Here is a 20,013-nt window from a genome sequence, read left to right on the forward strand (position 1 = left end):
ATGAATGGACAAGCTCCGTGAAGGAACCGCCGGATTATTCGGCGAAGAAGAGCTTGGACAGGGTCATGGGATCCACATACTGGCCGTCCTTGTAGACGCGCATGTTGCCGGAAGCCACCTCGTCAATGAGCATGACGTTGCCCTTTTCATCATAGCCAAACTCGAACTTGATGTCGTAGAGGACCATGCCCTTCTCCTTCAGATCGTCGGCCACGATCTGGGTGATCTTCTGGGTCTCCTCCTTGATGGCGTCGTACTGCTCGCCGGTCATCACGCCCAGAGCCACCAGGGCGTCCTTGGTCACCAGGGGGTCGCCCTTCTCGTCGTTCTTGAAGGTGGTCTCCACGTAGGCGGGCAGGTCGGCACCCTCGGCGATGTACTCGCCGTAGCGGCGGATGAAGCTGCCCACGGCCTTGTGGCGGCAGATGACCTCCAGACCGTGGCCGAAGACCTTGGCAGGCTTGACCTCCATGGTGGTGTTGGCCAGATCGGCGGAGACATAGTGGGTGGGGATGCCGGCGGCATTGATCTTCTCGAAGAAATAGATAGACATGCGCAGGTTCACGTCGCCCACGCCCTCGATGGTCAGACCCACCGAGTTCTCGCCGGGATCGAACACGCCGTCCTTGCCGGTGCAGTCATCCTTGAACTTCAGCAGGTAATTGCCGTTATCCAGAGCAAACACGTCCTTGGTCTTACCGGTATAAACGAGCTTCTTTTCCATAGTTCAGTTCTCCTTCACAGATAATTTCATCCCAGAGTGACGTTTATAAAGCGGAATTTCAGCAGCCCAGCTCGGCCTGGAGCTTCTGTTCCTTCTCGGCGATCTGCCGGGCCATCTTTTCCCGGGCCGCATCCAGCTTGGCGGCCAGCTCGTCATCTGCCACAGCCAGAATCTGGGCGGCCAGCACAGCGGCGTTCTTGGCGCCATTGATGGCCACGGTGGCCACGGGGATACCGCTGGGCATCTGCACGGTGGCCAGCAGGGCGTCCAGACCGTCCATGGCGCCTCCCTTCATGGGGATGCCGATGACGGGCAGGGTGGAGTTGCCCGCAAAGGCGCCGGCCAGATGGGCGGCCATGCCGGCGGCACAGATCAGCACGCCGAAGCCGTTTGCACGGGCGTTTTTGGCAAACTCAGCGGCGGCGGCGGGGGTGCGGTGGGCGCTGAGAATGTGGGCCTCATAGGGGATCCCGAACTCGTCCAACTGACCGCAGGCACCTTTGACGACGGGCCAGTCAGAGTCAGAGCCCATGATGATGGCGACTTTTTTCATGGTAAGCATGTCCCTCCTCAAAAAAGTTCAGGCTATCTGCCTTGTACAGATAGCCTGATGTATTTACTCAGTGACGTTTGGACAGATTGGTGCCCTGACCATGGGCGCGGAAGTGCCGGGGACAAAACATATGGAAGCGGGCCATGGCGGATACCTCCCTGCTGCCGGCGCGCATGGAACACCGCGCCAGTCTCTTAGGAAATAATTGTATCGAAATCCGGCGGAGTTTGCAAGGGGCGGCAACAATTTCGTAGGCTTGTACAATGCCTGCGGGAAAATCGCGGGAGAAAGTTGTCACAGCAGTGGGGGGAGTCACAGCAGTCCGGTGGTGGCCAGAATCCGGGCCACCTGGCCCGCACGGTCAGACCAGGCAGCGGCGCTGGCGTGGGTCCGGCGGCGCTGGAAGACAAAGTCATGGGCCTCCCCCATGGCGTGCTGACAACATTGCAGAAATTCCTCCTCCGAGTGGGCAGAATACACCACGTCGGGGAAGAGCTCCACCTGGTCGGGCCAGAGCATGGACACCACCGGCTTGCCGGTGGAGAGGTATTCATAGAGGCGAGAGGGGATCACATCGTCATAGGGGCGATCCAGCCGGAGAACATCCACCAGCACGTCGCAGCGGTACAGCCAGTCAGGTACCTCGGACAGGGGACAGGGGCCGGGGAAGATGACGTTGGGCAGGCGGTGCAGACGGTGCAGCAGAGGGTTGTCCTCCTCCCGACCCAGCAGCACGAAGGTCCAGTCGGGCCGCTCCAGAGCGGCGAACAGCAGGGGGGAGAGATCCAGATCCTCCCATAAAGTGCCCACCCGTCCCAGCACGGGGCCGGTGATGTGAGGCAGGGGGTCGGGCCGGAGGGCGGTGTCCTGCCCGGAGAAGAGAGGATAGTTGACTCCGTTGGGCAGCAGGGCAATGTTGGCGCTGCAGGGGGAGAGCCGGTCCCGCAGCTGAGGGGAGGCGGCAAACACCAGATCGGCCGCTCCGGCCAGACTGCCCTCCCAGTCGGGGGAGAGGTCGGCCCACTCCCGGTCGCAGTCGTACACCAGTCCGCCGTATTCCAGGTGGTCCAGCAGATGGACGTGCTCCGGACTTGTGACCCAGAGCAGGGGGGCGGAGAAGCGGTGCCTTGCGGCCTTTTCCGCCACAAAGCGGCCCAGCCGCCGGTGGTCCATGCGGAAGAGGTGGCTGTATCGCTCTTCCACCGGGAGCAGCAGGGGCGGCAGGGTGTACACCGTCACGTTGGGACGCACCTTTTTCCCCTTCTGACGGAAGGAGCGGTCCATGCGGTCCCGGGCGGGGGAGAAGTATAAAATTTGAGTGTCCCGCAGGCGGGAAATGAGCTGTTGGGTGCGGCCGGGGGAGGAGCTCCAGGGCTCCCCCGCCAGACAGAGAATTTGCTTCACGGCGAGGTCTCCTGTTTCCTTGGGAAAATCGGGTGGTTCTGCCTTGCACGGCAGGAAAAAAGAAGGTATAATCAGGGCGGACAGACGGATGAACCGTCCGTCTTACCTTAAATTATAAGCGGCCGGATTGCTCCGGTCAAGAACGGAAGGATGGAAAATATGCTGGAAACCCTCTGCCAGATGGAGGGGCCCATTCTGCTGTGGATTCAGGAGGCTGTTCGTCAGCCCTGGCTGAATCCGCTGGTGGAGGTCTATACCCGTCTGGGCAACGCGGGCATTCTGTGGATTATACTCTCAGCGGTAATGCTGTGCTTTCCCAAGACCCGGAAGGCAGGCGCTTTGTCTCTGCTGGCCATGGTGCTGGGACTGCTCTGTACCAATGTGGTTCTGAAGCATCTGGTGGGACGTACCCGCCCCTGGATTGACGTGGCGGGGCTCATTCCACTGGTGAACGAGCCCGACCCCAATTCGTTCCCCTCGGGCCACACCTGCGCCGCCTTTGCGGCGGGGATTATTTGGGCCCGGGCCCTGCCCCGGACATGGATGCGGGTGACGGCAGTGATTTTGGCCGTGTGTATGGGCCTGTCCCGGCTGTATGTGGGTGTGCACTACCCCTCCGACGTGCTGGCGGGCGCGGTGGTGGGCAGCCTGTGCGCCTGGGGGGCCTGGGAGATCGGCCTTCGCATCAGTGGGTATTGGAAGAGACGAGAGGCGAATAAGAAAGAGGTGCAGTAACATGAAAAGTGTCGGCTACTACAACGGAGTGATGGGCCCTCTGGAGGAGATGACCGTTCCCATGGGGGACCGGGCACTGTATTTCGGCGATGGAATTTATGAGGCCGCCCTGGTGGCAAACGGAATTGTGTTCGGTCTGGAGGACCATCTGGACCGGATGTACAACAGCCTGCGCCTGCTGGAGATCCCCTTCACCATGGAGCGGGAGCAGGTGCGGCAGGAGCTTTATAAGGTGATTGCCGCGGCGGAGGAGGCCCCGGTGCAGTTCCTCTACTGGCAGATCACCCGGGGCGTCTGTCCCCGGAACCACCCCTTCCCGCCCAAGGAGGTGACCCCCTCCCTGATGATCTATGTGAAGCCCCACGCCATGAAGCCCCTGGACAAGCCCTATAAGCTCATCTCCATGGAGGACATCCGCTTCAAGCTGTGCAACATCAAGACCCTGAACCTCATTCCCAGCGTACTGGCCAACCAGCGGGCGGTGGAGCATGGCTGTGACGAGGCAGTGCTCCACCGGGGCAGCCGGGTCACCGAGTGCGCCCACAGCAACATCTCCATCTTGAAGGACGGCGTGCTGCGCACCGCCCCCACCGACGAGCTCATTCTGCCCGGCGTCACCCGCAAGCATCTGCTGGCCCTGGCCCGGGAGCGCGGCATCCCCGTGGAGGAGAAGCCCTTCTCCATGGTGGAGCTCATGAACGCCGACGAACTGCTGGTCACCTCATCCAGCGCCCTGTGCATCCCTGTGGAGTCGGTGGACGGCATCCCCGTGGGCGGCAAGGACCCGAAGCTTCTGAAGCTTCTCCAGGACGCCTACCTGGAAAAGTTCCATCGGGAGACCCAGCCCCAATAAGACAAAAAAGGACGCCCATCGGGCGTCCTTTTTTCATAATTTCATTGTGTACCACTCGGCCCAACAGCCCCGCTAAACGGGCGCGGCGGGGAAGCTCCCTCACAGCAGCAGACGGGATAGAGAAAACCGGGCGAGCACAGCTGCCAGCAGAAAGGAGAGCAGCACCGTCACAGTGATCTGGATAAGCAGAGCGGGAACGGGGCCTGCAATCAAGTCTGTTTCCAGCAGGCGATCAATCACCTTAAGCAGCAGAGGATGGATCCAAAAGACGCCGAAGGACAGCCGAGACAGGTGTGCCAGCGGGGCGGCCGCATGCTGTTCCGCTTGCGGGTATTTCTGGAACAGAGTGCGCATCCCCACAAACAGCGCCGCTGCCACAAAATAGTGACTGATCCGGTAACCGCTCTGGGAGGGCAACGGGATGGACTGAGGGGTGGCAGTAGTAAGATCCACCCACAGATCCATACAATACCCTGCCATACCGGCCAGATAGATCCCAATCCGCGCCCGCCGGGAAAACTCTGTCGTACCCAGCAGAAAGCCCAGAATAAAGTAGCCCAGCAGTCCCTCCACCATGGGAAGATAGACATAGACAGAGGCTTCAAAGGGCAGGAAGCTGTTTATTAAGGGGAGAATGGAGGAGGGGAAGGCCGCTACTGCCAACAGGCTCACCATATGCGCCCGGCTCCCATACCGAGCAAGGACCTCCAGAACAGGGACCAGCAGATAGATGCCCAAAATGGCGTAGAGAAACCACATGTGGTAACAGCTGCCGCCAGTGAACAGGGTGCGGAAATAGTTAAAAAGGCCGGAGGAGAGGCTGGGAGGCGGTGTTTGCACCAGCAGATAAATCCCATTCCAGAAAACCAGGGGAAGAAGCAGTCGGGGCAGACGACGGCGGTAAAAGGGCATGGGAGCGGAGACGGTGGGCGTCCGAAGAAACAGATAGCCGCTGATCATGAAAAACAGGGGAACGCCCGCGCGGTTGATGGGATTTTGGAGCAGACAGAGATACCACAGGGGCTGTTCCAGCCACTGGGGATTTACAAGAAGAGGGGCCGTGGCATGGACAATGACCACCAGCAAAATGGCCAGCACCCTCAGCCCATCTAGATAGGCCAGCCGGGACGGGGGCGGGGCGGATTTGAGGGCGGTGCTCATGGGATGACCAGCATGATGCCGGTGGGAGAACCGTCGGCATCACGCAAATAGGGGTAGTCCAGGGACCAGTATTCCAGCAGCGTGACCGGAGCAGTGAGCACCCCGTCCTCCAGAACGATATACTGAGGAACCGTCCGGGAGGAACTGACCATATAATCGAGATCCACGGGTTCTCCGTTGACCTGACAGTAGTCTTCTCCCACTGTCATGGTGAGGGTGACACCTCGGTAAGTGGCGGTGGCCGTCTGAGTTTCCTCGTCCCAACGGTAGTCGGCCCCCAGCTTCCGGCACAGCTCCTCCACCGGGAAGCGGAAGTCACCGTACCCCTCCGGCACGATTTCCGTGCAGGTGAAGGGGTAGAGGTTGTCCGGCAGCTGGGCGGGAAAGGGGGCAGAGCCGTCTGCCGGGAACTCGGTGTCCCCGTAGATGATGGATTCCACCTGGCTGAGATCCACCACGGTGTCCAGCTGGTCGTTTATACCGCCAAGCTGCATGCGGGTGAGGATGGTGCCGGCCTTCATCCGCAGGAAGAAACTATCTTCCGCTGTATCCAGAAAGCTGGAATAATAGCTCTCATCCGGCTCCTCCAGGAGCTCTGCGTCGATGGAGAAGGAGGTGGGCGTGAGGATAAATTCCCGCAGAATTCCCCTGTACCCAGTATAGGGGTTGCAGGTGACCTCTGCATTGGGGGTCAGGCGGATAGACTCCACTACATCGTCCAGGGGAATTTCCACGGCACAGTCCTCCCCCATGAAGCCAACCCAGAAGCGCAGCGGATGTTCCATGGGGCCCAGATAGGAGCTGAATTGAATGTCGATCTGCCAGGAGCGGCTGTGGTCAGTGGGATTGGGCAGCTCCCGGCTGCTGGTGCTGCCCGTCCGGTCGGCTGTATCCAGGTTCCCGCTTTGGGAGAGGCTGCTTCGGAAGGTACACGGTCCGGTAGAGCCGCTCTCCAGCAGACCGTTTACCATCTCCTCGCCCCAGAATGCCCGGTGGGTCTCGGCGATGACCCGGTTGCTCATGAGATCCTCGGCGGCCCGGTCGTTGAGCGCCTCCACGGTCACCTGGGCGTAGAGGTTCTGCCCGTCGTAGAGGCAGCTGCCTACAGTGAGGCGGTAGTCCTGATTTTCAGCGGTGTCCAGAGCGGTCTGCACGTAGGGCTCCAGTTGGCTGGTGTCGCCCCGGAAGAAGAGCTCCAGCACCCCAGCACGGGAAACAGCGGCTGCCGTGGCAGTGAGCAGCACCAGCGCAGCGGCCAGCAAGAGGGAACGTTTCAGAAGACGCTTGCGCCCAATTTTCTTGGGCGCGGCGGGGGCGTCCAGAGTGGCGTTTACCCGGTTTAAAATGGATTGCTCTTCCAGCTGAGGATATTCCTCTGGTAGATCCAGCTCGTCCCACAGCTCATGCATGTGGCTTTGCATAGGGGGTGCCTCCTTCCTCCGCCAGTCGTGCTTTCAGCCGCTTCCGCCCCCGGGCGAGCCGGCTTTTGGCGGCGGACAGACCCAGCCCCAGCTGAGGGGCAATCTGGTTCAGCGGCTCTTCCTCGTAGTAATAGCGCAAAAACAGAGTGCGGTCAGGCTCCTCCATGTCCTCCACCAGGGTGCGCAGGTGGCGGTGAAGCGCCTCGTTTTGAGCCAGTTCCTCCGGACCGGGGCGGCTGTCAGGCAGAGTGTCCGACAGGTCCTGGATCGCCTGGTGGCGGCGCAGGCGGCTGATGGCCAGGTTCCGGGCCGCTACCGCCAGCCAGGGACGCAGGGGACGCTCCGGGTCCAGATTGTCCCGGAACCGCCACAGGGCCAGAAAGGTGTCCGACACCACTTCCTCCAAATCTTCACGTGCGGGATTGGGGGCCATGACACGGGCGGAGACGGCGGTGAGATAATGAGTGTAGAGACGGATCGTCTGCTCCAGGGCGTGTCGGTCCCCTGCTTGGAGGGCCAGAATCAGGGCTGCTTCGTCCAAGGAACTTCCTCCTCTCTGTCGTTGGAATGGGAAAACAACCGGCGGGGTGTCTTCAGTTCTAGGTACGCCGAAGGAATGGGCGTGGTCGCGGAAATATAAAAATTTTTTCGTAAAAAACAGCCCGCGCCGGCAGAACAGTCCGGCGCGGGCATAGGTATTCCATCAGTAGGTGTGGGTGCATACTTCCCGAATCTTTTTCTCCAGCTCCTTCAAATCCACAAAGGTGTCCGGCCGCTTGGAGGGATCCCGGAGGATGGCGGCGGGGTGGTAGAGGGCAGTCATCCAGACCCCGGACTTCTCTACCCACTGCCCGTGCTCCTTGGTGATCTTGTAGTCGGGCTTGATGAGGCGCATGGCGGCGATGCGGCCCAGACACACGATGATTTTGGGGCGGATAAGGGCCACCTGGTTGCGCAGGTATCCGATGCAGGCGTCCTGCTCGGTGTTTAGAGGGTCCCGGTTCTGGGGCGGGCGGCATTTGACGATGTTGCCGATATACACGTTACGCTGCCGGCTCAGGTCGATGAGCTCCAGCATGGCGTCCAGCAGCTTTCCGCCCCGGCCCACAAAGGGCTCCCCCTGGAGGTCCTCGTTTTCCCCCGGTCCCTCGCCGATGAGCATAACCTCTGCGTTCCGGGGCCCTACCCCGAAGACCACGTTGTGCCGGGTGTCCGCCAGGGCGCATTTCTGACAGCTTTTGCAGGTTTGCTCCAGTGCCTCCCAATTCAGCATCGTCCGGTTCCTCCTTTGTCAGGTTTTGAATTGCACTCAGTATAGCACAGATAAAACCAGAGGGAAAGCCCTTCTCGGCTATCAGGGAGGCGGCGAAAAAACACACAAAATACTCTCTTGCATCATCACACTGAATTGGCAAAATTTTGTCTTGACAGCGGGGGCGAGCATGTTTTATAATTCGCCCATAATAATTCGAAAGGCGCCGACGAAGACCGCGCCCCACGGCATCCAACAGAGAGACCGGGCCACCGTGCTGAAAGCCTGGTTGGGAGAGACGGGGCAGCGCAACACTTCTGAGCTGACAGTTCGAAGGGAGAATTCCTCCGCTTGAGGGCTGTCCGTCTTCCCCACGTTACCGGGGCTCGAAAGAGGTCTCTTGTTGGAGAGGCAACGCGGGTGGTACCGCGGAATCATGGAAACGGTGATTTCGTCCCGGGGTGTATTGTTTTTGATACACCCCGGGCTTTTTGTTTGTCCGGGGCGTATCACAAGACCAGAAAGGAACGGTTGATTGTGATGAAATTTGTAGTAGGAAGTCCCGAACAGCAGATCAGTGCCCGGATGGTGGCCTCGGGGGAACTGGATGGACAGCAGGTCACGGTCCACGGCGCGGTCCACGCCCTGCGCCGCCTGGGCGGCATCGCCTTTTTGACCCTGCGCATGGCGGACGGACTTTTGCAGTGTGTGTGCCCGCCGGAGATTGAGCCGGAGGGGCTTGGCGAGGAGTGCGCCGTCCGGGTAACCGGCCTGGTGCGTCCCGAGGAGCGGGCCCCCGGCGGCCGGGAGCTGGCGGTGGAGGGCGTGGAGGTCCTTTCCCGCCCAGCGGCTCCCATGCCGGTGCCCGTGGCCAAGCGGAAGCTGAACCTGAGCCTGGACACCGAGCTGTCCCTGCGGCCGGTGGTGCTGCGGGCCCAGCGGGAGCGGGCGGTGTTCCGCATCCAGGCGGGGCTGTGCCGGGCCTTCCGGGAGTACCTCACCATCCAGGGCTTTACCGAAATTCACACCCCCAAGATCGTCCACGCCGGAGCCGAGGGCGGCAGCAACATCTTCCGCCTGGACTACTTCGGCCGCAAGGCCTTCCTGGCCCAGTCCCCCCAGTTCTACAAGCAGACCATGGTGGGGGTATTCGAGCGGGTCTTTGAGGTAGCTCCCGTCTTCCGGGCGGAGAAGCACTCCACTCAGCGGCACCTGAACGAGTACACCTCCCTGGACTTTGAGATGGGCTATATCCGCTCCTTTGAGGAGGTCATGGACATGGAGGCGGGCTTCTTGAAGTACGCCGTGGACCTTTTGGGCCGGGAGTGCAGCCGGGAGCTGGCCCTGCTTGGGGTGGAGCTGCCCCGGGCGGACCAGATTCCCGTGGTCCGCTTCGACGAGGCCAAGCGCCTGGCGGCCGAGAAGTACGGCCGGGCCATCCGGGACCCCTTCGACCTGGAGCCGGAGGAGGAGCACAACATCGGCCACTACTTCAAGGAGGAGTACGGCGCCGACTTCGTCTTTGTCACTCACTACCCCACCAAGAAACGCCCCTTCTACGCCATGGATGACCCGGAGGACCCCCGCTACACCCTGTCCTTCGACCTGCTGTTCCGGGGACTGGAGGTGACCACCGGCGGACAGCGCATCCACGACTACCAGCAGCAGGTGGATAAGATGCTCTCCAAGGGGATGCACCCGGAGGAGTTTGAGAGCTACCTCATGATCCACAAGCACGGCATGCCCCCCCACGGCGGCCTGGGCATCGGTCTGGAGCGGCTCACCGCCCAGCTGTGCGGGCTGGACAACGTGCGCCGGGCCAGCCTGTTCCCCCGTGACCGGAGCCGGCTGGAGCCCTGAACAGACAAACAGAGAGGAGTATTTGCCATGAGCATTACCACTGAGATGGTGGATTATATTTCGGACCTGTCCCGGCTGCGCCTGCCCCAGGAGGAGAAGGAGCGCATGACCGGAGAGCTTCAGGGCATTCTGGCCTACATGGATGTGCTGAACACCCTGGATACCAGCGGCGTGGAACCCATGAGCCACGTGTTCCCGGTGAAAAACGTACTCCGGGAGGACGAGGTGGTTCCCTCGGGGGACCGCTCTGAGCTGCTGAAGAACGCCCCGGCCAGCGACGGCGAGGCCTTCCTGGTGCCCAAGGCTGTGGAGTGAGGAGGAACGTACCGTGGAGAAACTGACAGAACTCACCGCCCTGGAGCTGGGGGCGGCCATCAAGAAGGGGGAGGTCTCCATTGAGGAGGCCACCCGCGCGGCCCTGGAGGCCGTGGAACAGCGGGAGGGGGAGCTCAACTGCTTCATCACCCGCACCGGGGAGCAGGCCCTGGAGCGGGCCCGGGCTCTCCAGGCCGGGGTGAAGGAGACATCCAGCCCCCTCTACGGCGTGCCCATGGCCATCAAGGACAACATCTGTACCAAGGGGGTCAAGACCTCCTGTGCCTCCAAGATTCTGGGGGACTTCAAGCCCCCCTATGAGGCCACCGCGGCAGAGCGGATGGAGCGGGCGGGCTGCGTCTCCTTGGGCAAGCTGAACATGGATGAATTTGCCATGGGCTCCACCACCGAGACCTCCTTCTACGGCCCCACCCATAACCCCTGGGATACCGGGCGGGTGCCCGGCGGATCTTCCGGCGGCGCGGCCGCCGCCGTGGCCGGCCGGGAGTGCTGGTACGCCCTGGGTTCGGACACCGGCGGATCCATCCGCCAGCCCGCCTCCTACTGCGGCGTCACCGGCATCAAGCCCACCTACGGCACCGTCAGCCGCTACGGCCTCATCGCCTACGCCTCCTCCCTGGACCAGATCGGTCCCCTGGCCCGGTCCGCCGCCGACTGCGCCGCCGTGCTGGACGCCCTCATGGGCAAGGACCCCCGGGACGGCACCAGCCTGGACGTACCTGCGGGCGGATTGCTGGCCTCCCTCACCGGTGACGTGCGGGGAATGAAAATCGGCCTGCCCGCCGACTGCTTCGGCGAGGGCCTGGACCCGGAGGTGCGCCGGGCTATGCTGGAGGCCGCCGACGTGCTCAAGAGCCGGGGCGCCCAGCTGGTGGAGTTTGATTTCCCGGTGATGGAGTATATGGTGCCTACCTATTATATTATTGCCGCCGCCGAGGCCTCCTCCAACCTCTCCCGGTTTGACGGCGTGAAGTACGGCTGGCGGGCGGAGGGGTACGAGGACCTCACCGACCTCTACTGCAAGACCCGCACCCAGGGCTTCGGTGCCGAGGTAAAGCGCCGCATCCTGCTGGGCACCTTCGTCCTCTCCTCCGGCTACTACGACGCCTACTACAAGAAGGCCCTCCAGGCCAAGGGCCTCATCAAGGCGGCCTTTGACGATGCCTTCGGGCGCTGCGACCTGATGCTCACCCCCGTGGCCCCCACCACGGCCCCCAAGCTGGGGGAGAGCCTCAGCGATCCCCTGCAGATGTACCTCAGTGACATCGACACCGTGTCGGTGAACCTGGCTGGCCTGCCCGGATTGTCCATGCCCTGCGGCTTTGACAAGGGCGGCATGCCCATCGGCGCCCAGCTCATCGGCCCCGCACTGGGGGAGGCGGCGGTGCTGAACGCCGCCCACGCCTTCCAGATGGACACAGACTGGCACAAGCGCTCTCCCTACGAGAAGGAGGTTTTCTGATATGACCTGGGAAACGGTAATCGGCCTGGAGACCCACGTGGAGCTGGCCACCAAAACGAAAATCTTTTGTTCTTGCACTACCGCCTTCGGCGGCGCCCCCAACACCCACTGCTGCCCCGTGTGCATGGGCATGCCGGGCACCCTGCCGGTGGTGAACAAAAAGGTGGTGGAGTTTGCCTGCAAGGCCGGTCTGGCCCTGAACTGTGAGATTACCCGGTACAACAAGTTTGACCGGAAGAACTACTTCTACCCCGACCTGCCCAAGGCCTACCAGATCTCCCAGCTCTATCTGCCCATCGCCCGCAACGGCCGGGTGACCATCCAGACCGGGGAGAGGGAGCGGGACATCCGCATCCACGAGCTCCATATGGAGGAGGATGCGGGCAAGCTGGTCCACGACCCCTGGGTGGACCAGACCAAGGCGGACTACAACCGCTGCGGCGTGCCCCTCATTGAGATCGTCACCGAGCCGGACTTCCGCACCGCCGAGCAGGTCATCGCCTACCTGGAGAAGCTGAAGTCCACCCTGGAGTACCTGGGCGTGTCCGACTGTAAGATGCAGGAGGGCTCTCTGCGCTGCGACGTAAACCTGTCCGTCCGCCCCGCGGGGTCTACGGAATTCGGCACCCGCACGGAGATGAAGAACCTCAACTCCTTCAAGGCCATCTCCCGGGCCATCGCCTATGAGGCCCGGCGGCAGATTGAGCTGCTGGAAGAGGGCAAGCGGGTCATCCAGGAGACCCGCCGCTGGGACGACAACAAGGATGCCACCTTCTCCATGCGCTCTAAGGAGAACGCACAGGACTACCGCTACTTCCCGGAGCCGGACATTCCGCCCCTGGAGCTGTCGGAGGAGTACCTGGATGGGCTGCGGAAGGAGCAGCCTGAGATGGCCGAGGAGCGGAAGGAGCGCTACCAGAAGGAGTACAGCCTGCCTGAGTACGACGCCGGCCAGATCACCGCTCAGAAGGCCCTGGTGGACTTCTTCGAGGCCACGGTGGCCCTGGGCGCCCCTGCCAAGGAGGCGGCCAACTGGATGCTGGGCGAGATGATGCGCCGGCTTAAGGAAGAGGAGCTGGAGCCCAAGGACATGAAGCTCACGCCGGAGAACCTCGCCGCCCTCATTTCCATGGTGGAGCAGGGGACCATCAACCGCAACACCGCCGCCAAGGTGTTCCGGGCCATCTTTCCGGACAATGCCGACGCCCAAGCCTATGTGAAGGAGCACGGCCTGGAGCAAGTGAGCGACCCCGTCCTGGTGGAGCATGCAGTGGAAGAGGCCTTTGCGGAAAACGCCGACGCCGTGGCCGACTTCAAGGCCGGCAACGAAAAGGTACTTGGCTTCCTGGTGGGGCAGGTGATGCGCCGGCTGAAGGGTAAGGCGGATCCCAAGACGGTAAATGAGGCAGTGCGGGACCGGTTAACCCATTGAGGCTCTAAGGAAAGAGAAAAACGGCAGCGGACGAAATGGCGGAGTTCCTTCAATCCCCTAAAAAATAAATTTTTTCCTGCAAAAATGGCCAAGCCTTGTAGGAATGGCCATTGTAAAGACTGGGTTCTTATGGTATGATGTGGGGGAAAATACGGGAGAAGGAGGGCGTTTCATGCGAGGCGTTCATACCGTTGTTAACGATATCCGCCGTCAGGTGTTCACTGAGGTGGCCCGGATGGCATTTGAGGGCGGCAACTATGCGGAGACCATCCGCCGTCTGCCCCACAAAATTATCCCCGGAGAGGTGGCCAAGTACCGCCAGAACATTCTGGTGGAGCGCGCCATCGTCAGCGAGCGTGTCCGTCTGGCCATTGGCCTGCCCCTGCGTGATTTGAATGAATATACCCCCACGGATGCCAAGCTGGAGGAGAGCGTGGTGGCCGAGAAGTACTACGAGCCCCCGCTGATCAACATCATCTCCTTTGCCTGCAACGCCTGCCCCCCCAAGCAGGTGCGTGTGAGCAACATGTGCCAGGGCTGTCTGGCCCATCCCTGCCGTGAGGTCTGCCCCAAGGACGCCATTCAGATTGTCCAGGGCAAGAGTGTCATCGACCAGGAGAAGTGCATCAAGTGCGGCAAGTGCGTGGACGAGTGTCCCTACAACGCCATCATCAAGTTCGAGCGCCCCTGCGCCGAGGCCTGCGGCATGGACGCCATCGGCTCCGACGAGCTGGGCCGGGCCAAGATTGACTATGACAAGTGCGTCTCTTGCGGCATGTGTCTAGTGAACTGCCCCTTCGGCGCCATCGCCGACAAGAGCCAGATTTTCCAGATGATTCAGGCCCTCAAACAGGGTGATAAGGTCATTGCCGCCGTGGCTCCCGCCTTTGTTACCCAGTTCGGCGAGAATGTCTCTGCCGCCCAGATGAAAGAGGCCATGCTGGAACTGGGCTTCTACGATGTGAAGGAAGTGGCCGTGGGCGCCGACCTGTGCACCGTGGAGGAGGCCAAGGATTTCCTGGAGAAGGTGCCCAATGAACTGCCCTTCCTGGCCACCTCCTGCTGCCCCTCCTGGTCTGTGATGGCCAAGAAGCTCTTCCCCCAGTTTAAGGACAACATCTCCATGGCCCTCACCCCCATGGTGCTCACCGCCCGCCTCATCAAGAAGGACCACCCCGATGCCCGGGTCGTCTTCATCGGCCCCTGCGCCGCCAAGAAGCTGGAGGCCTCCCGCCGCACCATCCGCAGCGACGTGGACTTCGTCCTCACCTTTGAAGAGATGCAGGGCGTCTTTGACGCCAAGGGTGTGGATCCCAGCAAGATGCCCGGTCATCCCGAGGACGACTTTATGAGCGCCACCGGCGCCGGCCGCGGCTTTGCTGTCACTGGCGGTGTGGCAGACGCAGTGAAGGCCGCCATCCACGAGATGGAGCCCGGCCGTGAAGTCAAGGTGGAGCACGCCGACGGCCTGCGGGAGTGCCGGAAGATGCTGATGATCGCCAAGACCGGAAAGTATAACGGATACCTCCTGGAGGGCATGGGCTGCCCCGGCGGATGTGTGGCCGGAGCCGGCACCATCAGCCCGGTGAAAAAGAGCTCTGCGGGGGTTGCAAAGTACAAGGCTGCCGCAGAGGTTCAGAATGCAGTGGAGTCCAAGGTGACCGATCGCCTGGAGGAAGTGGAGGAGAACTGACGGAGAATGTCCCCGGCTTGAACAGAGGGGAGTCAAGTCTCTGCTGCCACAAGATCATGTGAGAAAATAAAAGGAAAAACAGCATATCTTGTGCCTGCTTTTGCTGCCAAAAATTACGGTAAACTAAATAGAACGAATGTTTTATTCAAAAAACCGCTGATTTCGAGAGGAATCGGCGGTTTTTTCTATGCTTTTCCAGGAAAAAACTCTTGCAATTTATGTCAACAGCTTTTATACTAGAGAACAAGGTGGGGCAAAATGGAGTGAATTCCCCCTAAATACCACTGAAGTGGAGGAGAGGTGAGGGACGTGACCGGCACATACGAGCACAGCATCGATGCCAAGGGCCGGCTGTTCATCCCCTCCAAGCTGCGCGTGGAATTGGGCGATACCTTTTATCTGGCCATGGGCGTGGACGCCTGCCTGGCCATCTATCCCCAGTCCACCTGGGATCGCTTCACGGAGAAATTTGCCTCTCTGCCCATGAGTCAATCCAAGGCCATGCGGCCTCTGTTTGCCAACGCCGCCAAGTGCGAGCCGGACAGCCAGGGCCGCATTGTGATTCCTCAGAAGCTGCGCAAATACGCAGGCCTGGACAAGGACGTGGTCATCATCGGTGTGAACGACCGGGCGGAAATCTGGGCGGCCGACGTCTGGAGCGCTCAGGAGGAAGAAGAGATGACTCCGGAGAAGATGGCCGCCTGCATGGCAGAACTGGGGTTCTGATATGAGTGAGATGTATACCCACCGTCCGGTGCTGCTGGACGAGTGTATTGAAGCATTGAACATCCGCCCGGAGGGCATCTACCTGGACGGCACGCTGGGCCGGGCCGGACACAGCCGGGAGATTGCTCGGCGGCTGAGCGGCAGCGGCAAACTCATCTGTGTGGACCGGGACCAGGCGGCCCTGGACGCAGCTCAGGAGCGGCTGGGTGAGTGGATGGACCGGGTCACGCTGGTGCACAGCAATTTTGACCGGGTGAGCGAGATTCTGGATGAGCTTGGAATCGCCGGTGTGGACGGGATGCTCTTTGATTTGGGCGTGTCCTCCCCCCAGTTGGACGACGGAAGCCGTGGCTTTTCCTACATGGCTGACGCTCCCCTGGACATGCGTATGGACCGCTCGGAGGGGTTGACCGCCGCCGATGTGGTGAACACCTGGAGCCAAGAGGAACTGCGTAGAATCCTCTTTCAGTATGGGGAAGAGCGGTACGCCCCGCTGATTGCCGCGGCCATTGTCCGACGCCGGGAGGAGCGGCCCATTGAGACCACTCTGGAGCTGGTGGACATCATCAAGGGGGCCATGCCGGCCCGGGCCCTGAAGGAGAAGCAGCACCCTGCAAAGCGCTCTTTCCAGGCCATCCGAATTGCGGTCAACGATGAGCTCTCCTCGGTGGACCGGATGCTCCAAGGAGCGGTGCCCAAGCTCAACAAGGGCGGGCGGCTGGCGGTGATCACCTTCCACTCCCTGGAGGACCGCATCGTCAAAACCGGCCTTGGGGAGTTTGCCAAGGGCTGCATCTGTCCCCCGGATTTCCCCGTATGTGTGTGCGGGCGGACACCCGATGTGAAGCTGGTCAATAAAAAGCCCATCCTGCCCAGCCCGCAGGAGATTGAAGAAAACCCCCGCGCCCGGAGCGCCAAGCTGCGGGTGGCGGAAAAGCTGAAATAATCCGCGAATCCCTCAGATCCCCGGAATGGGGCGTGTGTGTGGAAGGATACGAATGAGAAATGGAGTGAAGCGCCATGGCATCCCGCCGACGCAATGTGAATACCTATGGATACAGCACCTACGGCAGCGTGGCCTATGCTCCCGCCTATGATGGTTCTGCGGTCCGGGTTCCCCGCCGGGAGGAGGAACTGCAGCGCCGTCCTCAGCCCAAGCAGCGCCCCCGGGTCCGCCGTCAGGCTCTTACCCGCACCCGCGTCCAGGTCCGTGAGGCCGGTCAGGTGGCCCCCTTTGCGGTGGTGGGCTTTCTTGCGGTGGCGGCCTTTGCCGCCATGCTGCTTTTGAGCTTTGTGCAGTACACCGTGCTCAACGGCCAGATGGCCTCGCTGAACAGCGAGCTGAATACCCTTCAGTCGGAAAACGCCACCCTGTCTGCCCAGTATGAGAAGGTCTTTGATATGGAGACCATCCAGCAGGCAGTGGGAGATACCATGAGCCGACCCAGCAGTGACCAGGTGGTCTATGTAGACCTGTCCGAGGAGGACACCGTGGTGGTGTTTGGTCAGGAATCGGAAAGCGGCTTTATGAGCGCTCTGCACGCCGCGGGCCAGGCTTTGGGAGATTTAATTGAATATTTCCGGTAATCGAGTCATATAGATGAGCGACGAAAGAGAGAAGTGGGGCGCAAGAAAGAAATTTTCTTGCGCCCCTTCACCGCAGAAAGGAGGAACCAAATTGCGGGAAGAACGTGAAACCACGCAGCGCGGAACACCCGCCCGCAGCGCCCGAAGCAAACGGACCATTTTCCGCCGCACCGTGTTTCTGATGCTGGTGTGCGGTGTCATTTTGTTTGTGCCCCTGCTGTGGAAGCTGTGGGACATCGCCATTGTCAACCACGACTTTTACCAGCAAAAGGCCACCAATCAGCAGACTCTGGATCTGTCTGTGTCGGCCTCCCGGGGTGACATCTATGACCGGAACGGGAACGTGCTGGCCATGTCTGCCACGGTCTATGACCTGATCCTCTCCCCACGGGATCTGGTGCAGGATAAGGTGCCGGAGAAGGACTATACCGATGAGGACGGCAACCTGGACCAGGCGGCCTGGGAGGCGGCGGTGAAGGCGGAGCAGGACCGGCTCATTGCCGATCTGATGGCCCTGATTCCCGACCTGGACCAGGAGAAGCTGGAACAGCAGGTACGGGACAGCAAATACGCCTATAAGGAAATCAAAACCAGCATTGAGGAAGAGGACGCCGAGGCCATCCGCACCTACATTGTGGACAATAAGACCTCCCACTACCTCTACCTGGTGGCGGGCACCAAGCGCTACTACCCCTACTCCAGTCTGGCGGCCCAGGCACTGGGCTTTGTGAACGCAGAGGGGGGCGCCTACGGCCTGGAGGCCATGTACAACGATGTGCTGGAGGGGACCGCGGGCCGGGTGGTCACCAACAAGACCGGCAAGGGAACTCAGATGTACGACAACTACTCCGAGTTCATTGACGCCATCGACGGCTACGACCTGAACCTTACCATCGATGCCACTATCCAGTCCTATCTGGAAAAGACCCTGGAGGAGGGCGTTGAGGAATTTGACGTGCGGGAGGGCGCCTTCGGCATTGCTATGGACCCCAACACCGGCGCCATTCTGGCCATTGCCAGCTCCCCGGAGTTTGACCCCAACAACTACTCCCAGATTCTGGACGACGTGCTCAATGAGACGCTGGAGAGCAATACCAACTCCATCTATGAAGAGCTGAAAACCCAAAACACCGAGAACCTGACCATGGAAGAGCTGATGGAGCAGGCCAAGGCCCAGGCGTACAGCCAGGCCTGGCTGTCCCAGTGGCGCAGCAAGGCAATCAACGACCGCTACGAGCCCGGCTCTACCTTTAAGGCTCTGGTGCTGGCCGCCGCCCTGGAGGAGGGGCTGGTCACCGAGACCGACACCTTTACCTGTACTGGCTCCATGAAGGTGGCAGGTTATCCCAAGCCCATCAACTGTTCCAAGACGGCCCCCGGCCACGGAACCCAGACCCTGGCCGAGGCGGTGCAGAATTCCTGCAACCCTGCCTTCATTCAAATCGGGCAGAAGCTGGGCATTGACACCTTCTATGATTATTTTGAGGCTTTCGGCCTGACAGAACAGACGGGTATCGACCTGCCCGGCGAGGCAAGTGCCGCGGAAAACATCTGGCCCCGGGAAGAGATGAACGGGGTAGACCTGGCGGTAGCCTCCTTTGGTCAGCGCTTTACCGTCACACCGATCCAGATGATTACGGCTTTTGCCGCCACCATCAACGGTGGCAACCTGATGCAGCCCTATGTGGTGCAGTCCATCAGCTCCAAGGACGGCACGGTGATTGAAAACACTGAGCCCACTGTGGTGCGCCAGGTGGTCAGCCAGCAGACCAGCCAGCGGGTGGTTAAGATTCTGGAGAGTGTGGTCTCCGAGGGCACCGGCAGCAACGCCTATGTGGCGGGCTACCGCATCGGCGGCAAGACGGGTTCCTCCCAGACCGACGAGGTGGGACGGACTATCGTCTCCTTTATGGGCTTTGCCCCGGCGGATGATCCCCAGGTCATTGTCCTTATTGCCTACGACCACCCTCAGGAGGACCCAAATAACCCCAAGCGCTCCACCACTGGCGTCTACATCAGCGGCGGCAACATGGCGGCCAAGAAGGCAGGTCCCCTGATTGCGGATATTCTGGACTACATGGGTGTGGAGAAAAAGTACACGGAGGCTGAATCCGCCGCCGTGGACGTGTCTACCCCGAGAGTGGTGGGCAAGACAGTGGATGACGCTGCCTCCGCCCTGAAGGATAAAAACCTGAAATACCGCACGGTGGGCGAGGGAGACACGGTAACCAGCCAGATTCCCGCCGCCGCTTCGGCGGTACCGGGCGGCTCCACGGTCATCCTCTATCTGGGTGACGCGGTCCCGGAGGAGACGGGAACGGTTCCCAATGTGGTGGGCCTTGGCTATGAGAGCGCCAAAAAGAAGCTGGAAGAGGCGGGCTTCTTCATGCGGGCCACCGGAACCTCTACTTACTATGGCAACGCCAGTACGGCGGAGAGCCAAAGCGTGGAGAGCGGCACCGTGGCGGCCATCGGCACCGTGGTGGATGTTCAGTTCGCCAACACGGTGGAAGACGGGTCGGTAGCGGTGGATTAAATGACGTAGTCTGTGCACCTTCGCACTTCTTACGATCATGCTGCGGATTAGGCGTGCGGTCTGGTCGCTTTCGCTGCGTCTCCGGATGCAAACAGTCGGGCCGTGCCCGCCTTGGTTTACATCCGTCGCTCCACTTCAAGCTCCCCTGCACGCTTATCCTTCGCACTTCTTAATTGTCATGCTGCGGATTGGGCGCATGGCCGGGTCAGCAACTCCTCCGACTTCGGGCAAACCCGGCCCGACCTGTAGTCGTTCCTGGGCTTTGCCCATCCGCTCCG

The 20,013-nt window shown here is 61.1% G+C and carries 18 protein-coding genes; 11 read left to right on the plus strand and 7 right to left on the minus strand.

Annotated features, from left to right (window positions below; translation table 11 throughout):
- Positions 1–34: 34 nt before the first annotated feature.
- From DWX58_RS13205 to DWX58_RS13215, 3 genes are all read right to left on the minus strand, one after another.
- Positions 35–724: a phosphoribosylaminoimidazolesuccinocarboxamide synthase gene (locus DWX58_RS13205; protein ID WP_118644561.1), complete on the minus strand. Its 690-nt coding sequence runs from the start codon at positions 722–724 to the stop codon at positions 35–37.
- A 58-nt stretch (positions 725–782) separates the two neighbouring features.
- Positions 783–1,277 (minus strand): 5-(carboxyamino)imidazole ribonucleotide mutase, encoded by a 495-nt coding sequence (purE, locus tag DWX58_RS13210; protein WP_118644563.1) that lies wholly within the window; start codon positions 1,275–1,277, stop codon positions 783–785.
- Between the two features lie 312 nt (positions 1,278–1,589).
- The gene (locus tag DWX58_RS13215; protein ID WP_243093506.1) at positions 1,590–2,681 is read right to left on the minus strand and encodes a glycosyltransferase; all 1,092 of its coding nucleotides are present in this window, start codon (positions 2,679–2,681) and stop codon (positions 1,590–1,592) included.
- Positions 2,682–2,840: 159 nt separating this feature from the next.
- Here DWX58_RS13215 and DWX58_RS13220 point away from each other — a divergent pair, with 159 nt between their 5' ends.
- Both DWX58_RS13220 and DWX58_RS13225 read left to right on the plus strand, forming a co-directional pair.
- On the plus strand, positions 2,841–3,416 hold the full coding sequence (locus tag DWX58_RS13220; protein ID WP_118644565.1) for a phosphatase PAP2 family protein: 576 nt from the start codon (positions 2,841–2,843) through the stop codon (positions 3,414–3,416).
- Position 3,417: 1 nt separating this feature from the next.
- Positions 3,418–4,269, plus strand: a complete 852-nt coding sequence (locus tag DWX58_RS13225) for an aminotransferase class IV (RefSeq protein ID WP_118644567.1) — start codon at positions 3,418–3,420, stop codon at positions 4,267–4,269.
- Between the two features lie 99 nt (positions 4,270–4,368).
- Here DWX58_RS13225 and DWX58_RS13230 read toward each other — a convergent pair whose 3' ends face one another.
- The 4 genes from DWX58_RS13230 to DWX58_RS13245 all read right to left on the minus strand — a co-directional run bounded on the left by DWX58_RS13230 (position 4,369) and on the right by DWX58_RS13245 (position 8,124).
- A complete protein-coding gene (locus tag DWX58_RS13230) occupies positions 4,369–5,430 on the minus strand; it encodes an acyltransferase family protein (RefSeq protein ID WP_118644569.1) in 1,062 nt (353 codons plus the stop codon).
- Positions 5,427–6,851 carry a copper amine oxidase N-terminal domain-containing protein gene (locus tag DWX58_RS13235; protein WP_118644571.1) on the minus strand — a complete coding sequence of 475 codons (1,425 nt, stop codon included), beginning with the start codon at positions 6,849–6,851 and terminating at the stop codon, positions 5,427–5,429. Before DWX58_RS13235 ends, DWX58_RS13230 begins: the two co-directional genes overlap by 4 nt.
- Positions 6,832–7,392, minus strand: coding sequence for a sigma-70 family RNA polymerase sigma factor (locus DWX58_RS13240; protein ID WP_158579291.1), 561 nt, complete (start codon positions 7,390–7,392; stop codon positions 6,832–6,834). Before DWX58_RS13240 ends, DWX58_RS13235 begins: the two co-directional genes overlap by 20 nt.
- 162 nt (positions 7,393–7,554) lie before the next feature.
- On the minus strand, positions 7,555–8,124 hold the full coding sequence (locus DWX58_RS13245; protein ID WP_118644575.1) for a uracil-DNA glycosylase: 570 nt from the start codon (positions 8,122–8,124) through the stop codon (positions 7,555–7,557).
- Positions 8,125–8,643: 519 nt separating this feature from the next.
- Between DWX58_RS13245 and aspS the strand changes: the two genes are divergently transcribed.
- The 9 genes from aspS (at position 8,644) to DWX58_RS13290 (ending at position 19,735) form a co-directional block, all read left to right on the plus strand.
- On the plus strand, positions 8,644–9,963 hold the full coding sequence (gene aspS, locus DWX58_RS13250; RefSeq protein WP_118644703.1) for an aspartate--tRNA(Asn) ligase: 1,320 nt from the start codon (positions 8,644–8,646) through the stop codon (positions 9,961–9,963).
- Positions 9,964–9,990: 27 nt separating this feature from the next.
- Positions 9,991–10,278, plus strand: coding sequence for an Asp-tRNA(Asn)/Glu-tRNA(Gln) amidotransferase subunit GatC (gene gatC, locus DWX58_RS13255; protein WP_118644577.1), 288 nt, complete (start codon positions 9,991–9,993; stop codon positions 10,276–10,278).
- 13 nt (positions 10,279–10,291) lie between these two features.
- Positions 10,292–11,761 carry an Asp-tRNA(Asn)/Glu-tRNA(Gln) amidotransferase subunit GatA gene (gene gatA / locus DWX58_RS13260; protein WP_118644579.1) on the plus strand — a complete coding sequence of 490 codons (1,470 nt, stop codon included), beginning with the start codon at positions 10,292–10,294 and terminating at the stop codon, positions 11,759–11,761.
- A 1-nt stretch (position 11,762) separates the two neighbouring features.
- Positions 11,763–13,193, plus strand: a complete 1,431-nt coding sequence (gatB, locus tag DWX58_RS13265; protein ID WP_118644581.1) for an Asp-tRNA(Asn)/Glu-tRNA(Gln) amidotransferase subunit GatB — start codon at positions 11,763–11,765, stop codon at positions 13,191–13,193.
- Between the two features lie 172 nt (positions 13,194–13,365).
- On the plus strand, positions 13,366–14,886 hold the full coding sequence (locus tag DWX58_RS13270) for a 4Fe-4S dicluster domain-containing protein (protein WP_118644583.1): 1,521 nt from the start codon (positions 13,366–13,368) through the stop codon (positions 14,884–14,886).
- A gap of 309 nt (positions 14,887–15,195) precedes the next feature.
- Positions 15,196–15,612 carry a division/cell wall cluster transcriptional repressor MraZ gene (gene mraZ, locus DWX58_RS13275; RefSeq protein ID WP_118644585.1) on the plus strand — a complete coding sequence of 139 codons (417 nt, stop codon included), beginning with the start codon at positions 15,196–15,198 and terminating at the stop codon, positions 15,610–15,612.
- Between the two features lies 1 nt (position 15,613).
- Complete coding sequence (gene rsmH / locus DWX58_RS13280; RefSeq protein ID WP_118644587.1) at positions 15,614–16,558, plus strand: 16S rRNA (cytosine(1402)-N(4))-methyltransferase RsmH; 945 nt, start codon at positions 15,614–15,616, stop codon at positions 16,556–16,558.
- Between the two features lie 74 nt (positions 16,559–16,632).
- Entirely contained in the window at positions 16,633–17,199 is a 567-nt protein-coding gene (locus DWX58_RS13285) for a hypothetical protein (protein ID WP_118644589.1), read from the plus strand.
- Positions 17,200–17,290: 91 nt separating this feature from the next.
- The gene (locus DWX58_RS13290; RefSeq protein WP_243093508.1) at positions 17,291–19,735 is read left to right on the plus strand and encodes a penicillin-binding transpeptidase domain-containing protein; all 2,445 of its coding nucleotides are present in this window, start codon (positions 17,291–17,293) and stop codon (positions 19,733–19,735) included.
- The last annotated feature ends 278 nt before the right edge of the window (positions 19,736–20,013 follow it).

Origin of the sequence: Pseudoflavonifractor sp. AF19-9AC (assembly GCF_003478995.1) — a bacterium.
Lineage (GTDB): Bacteria > Bacillota > Clostridia > Oscillospirales > Oscillospiraceae > Lawsonibacter.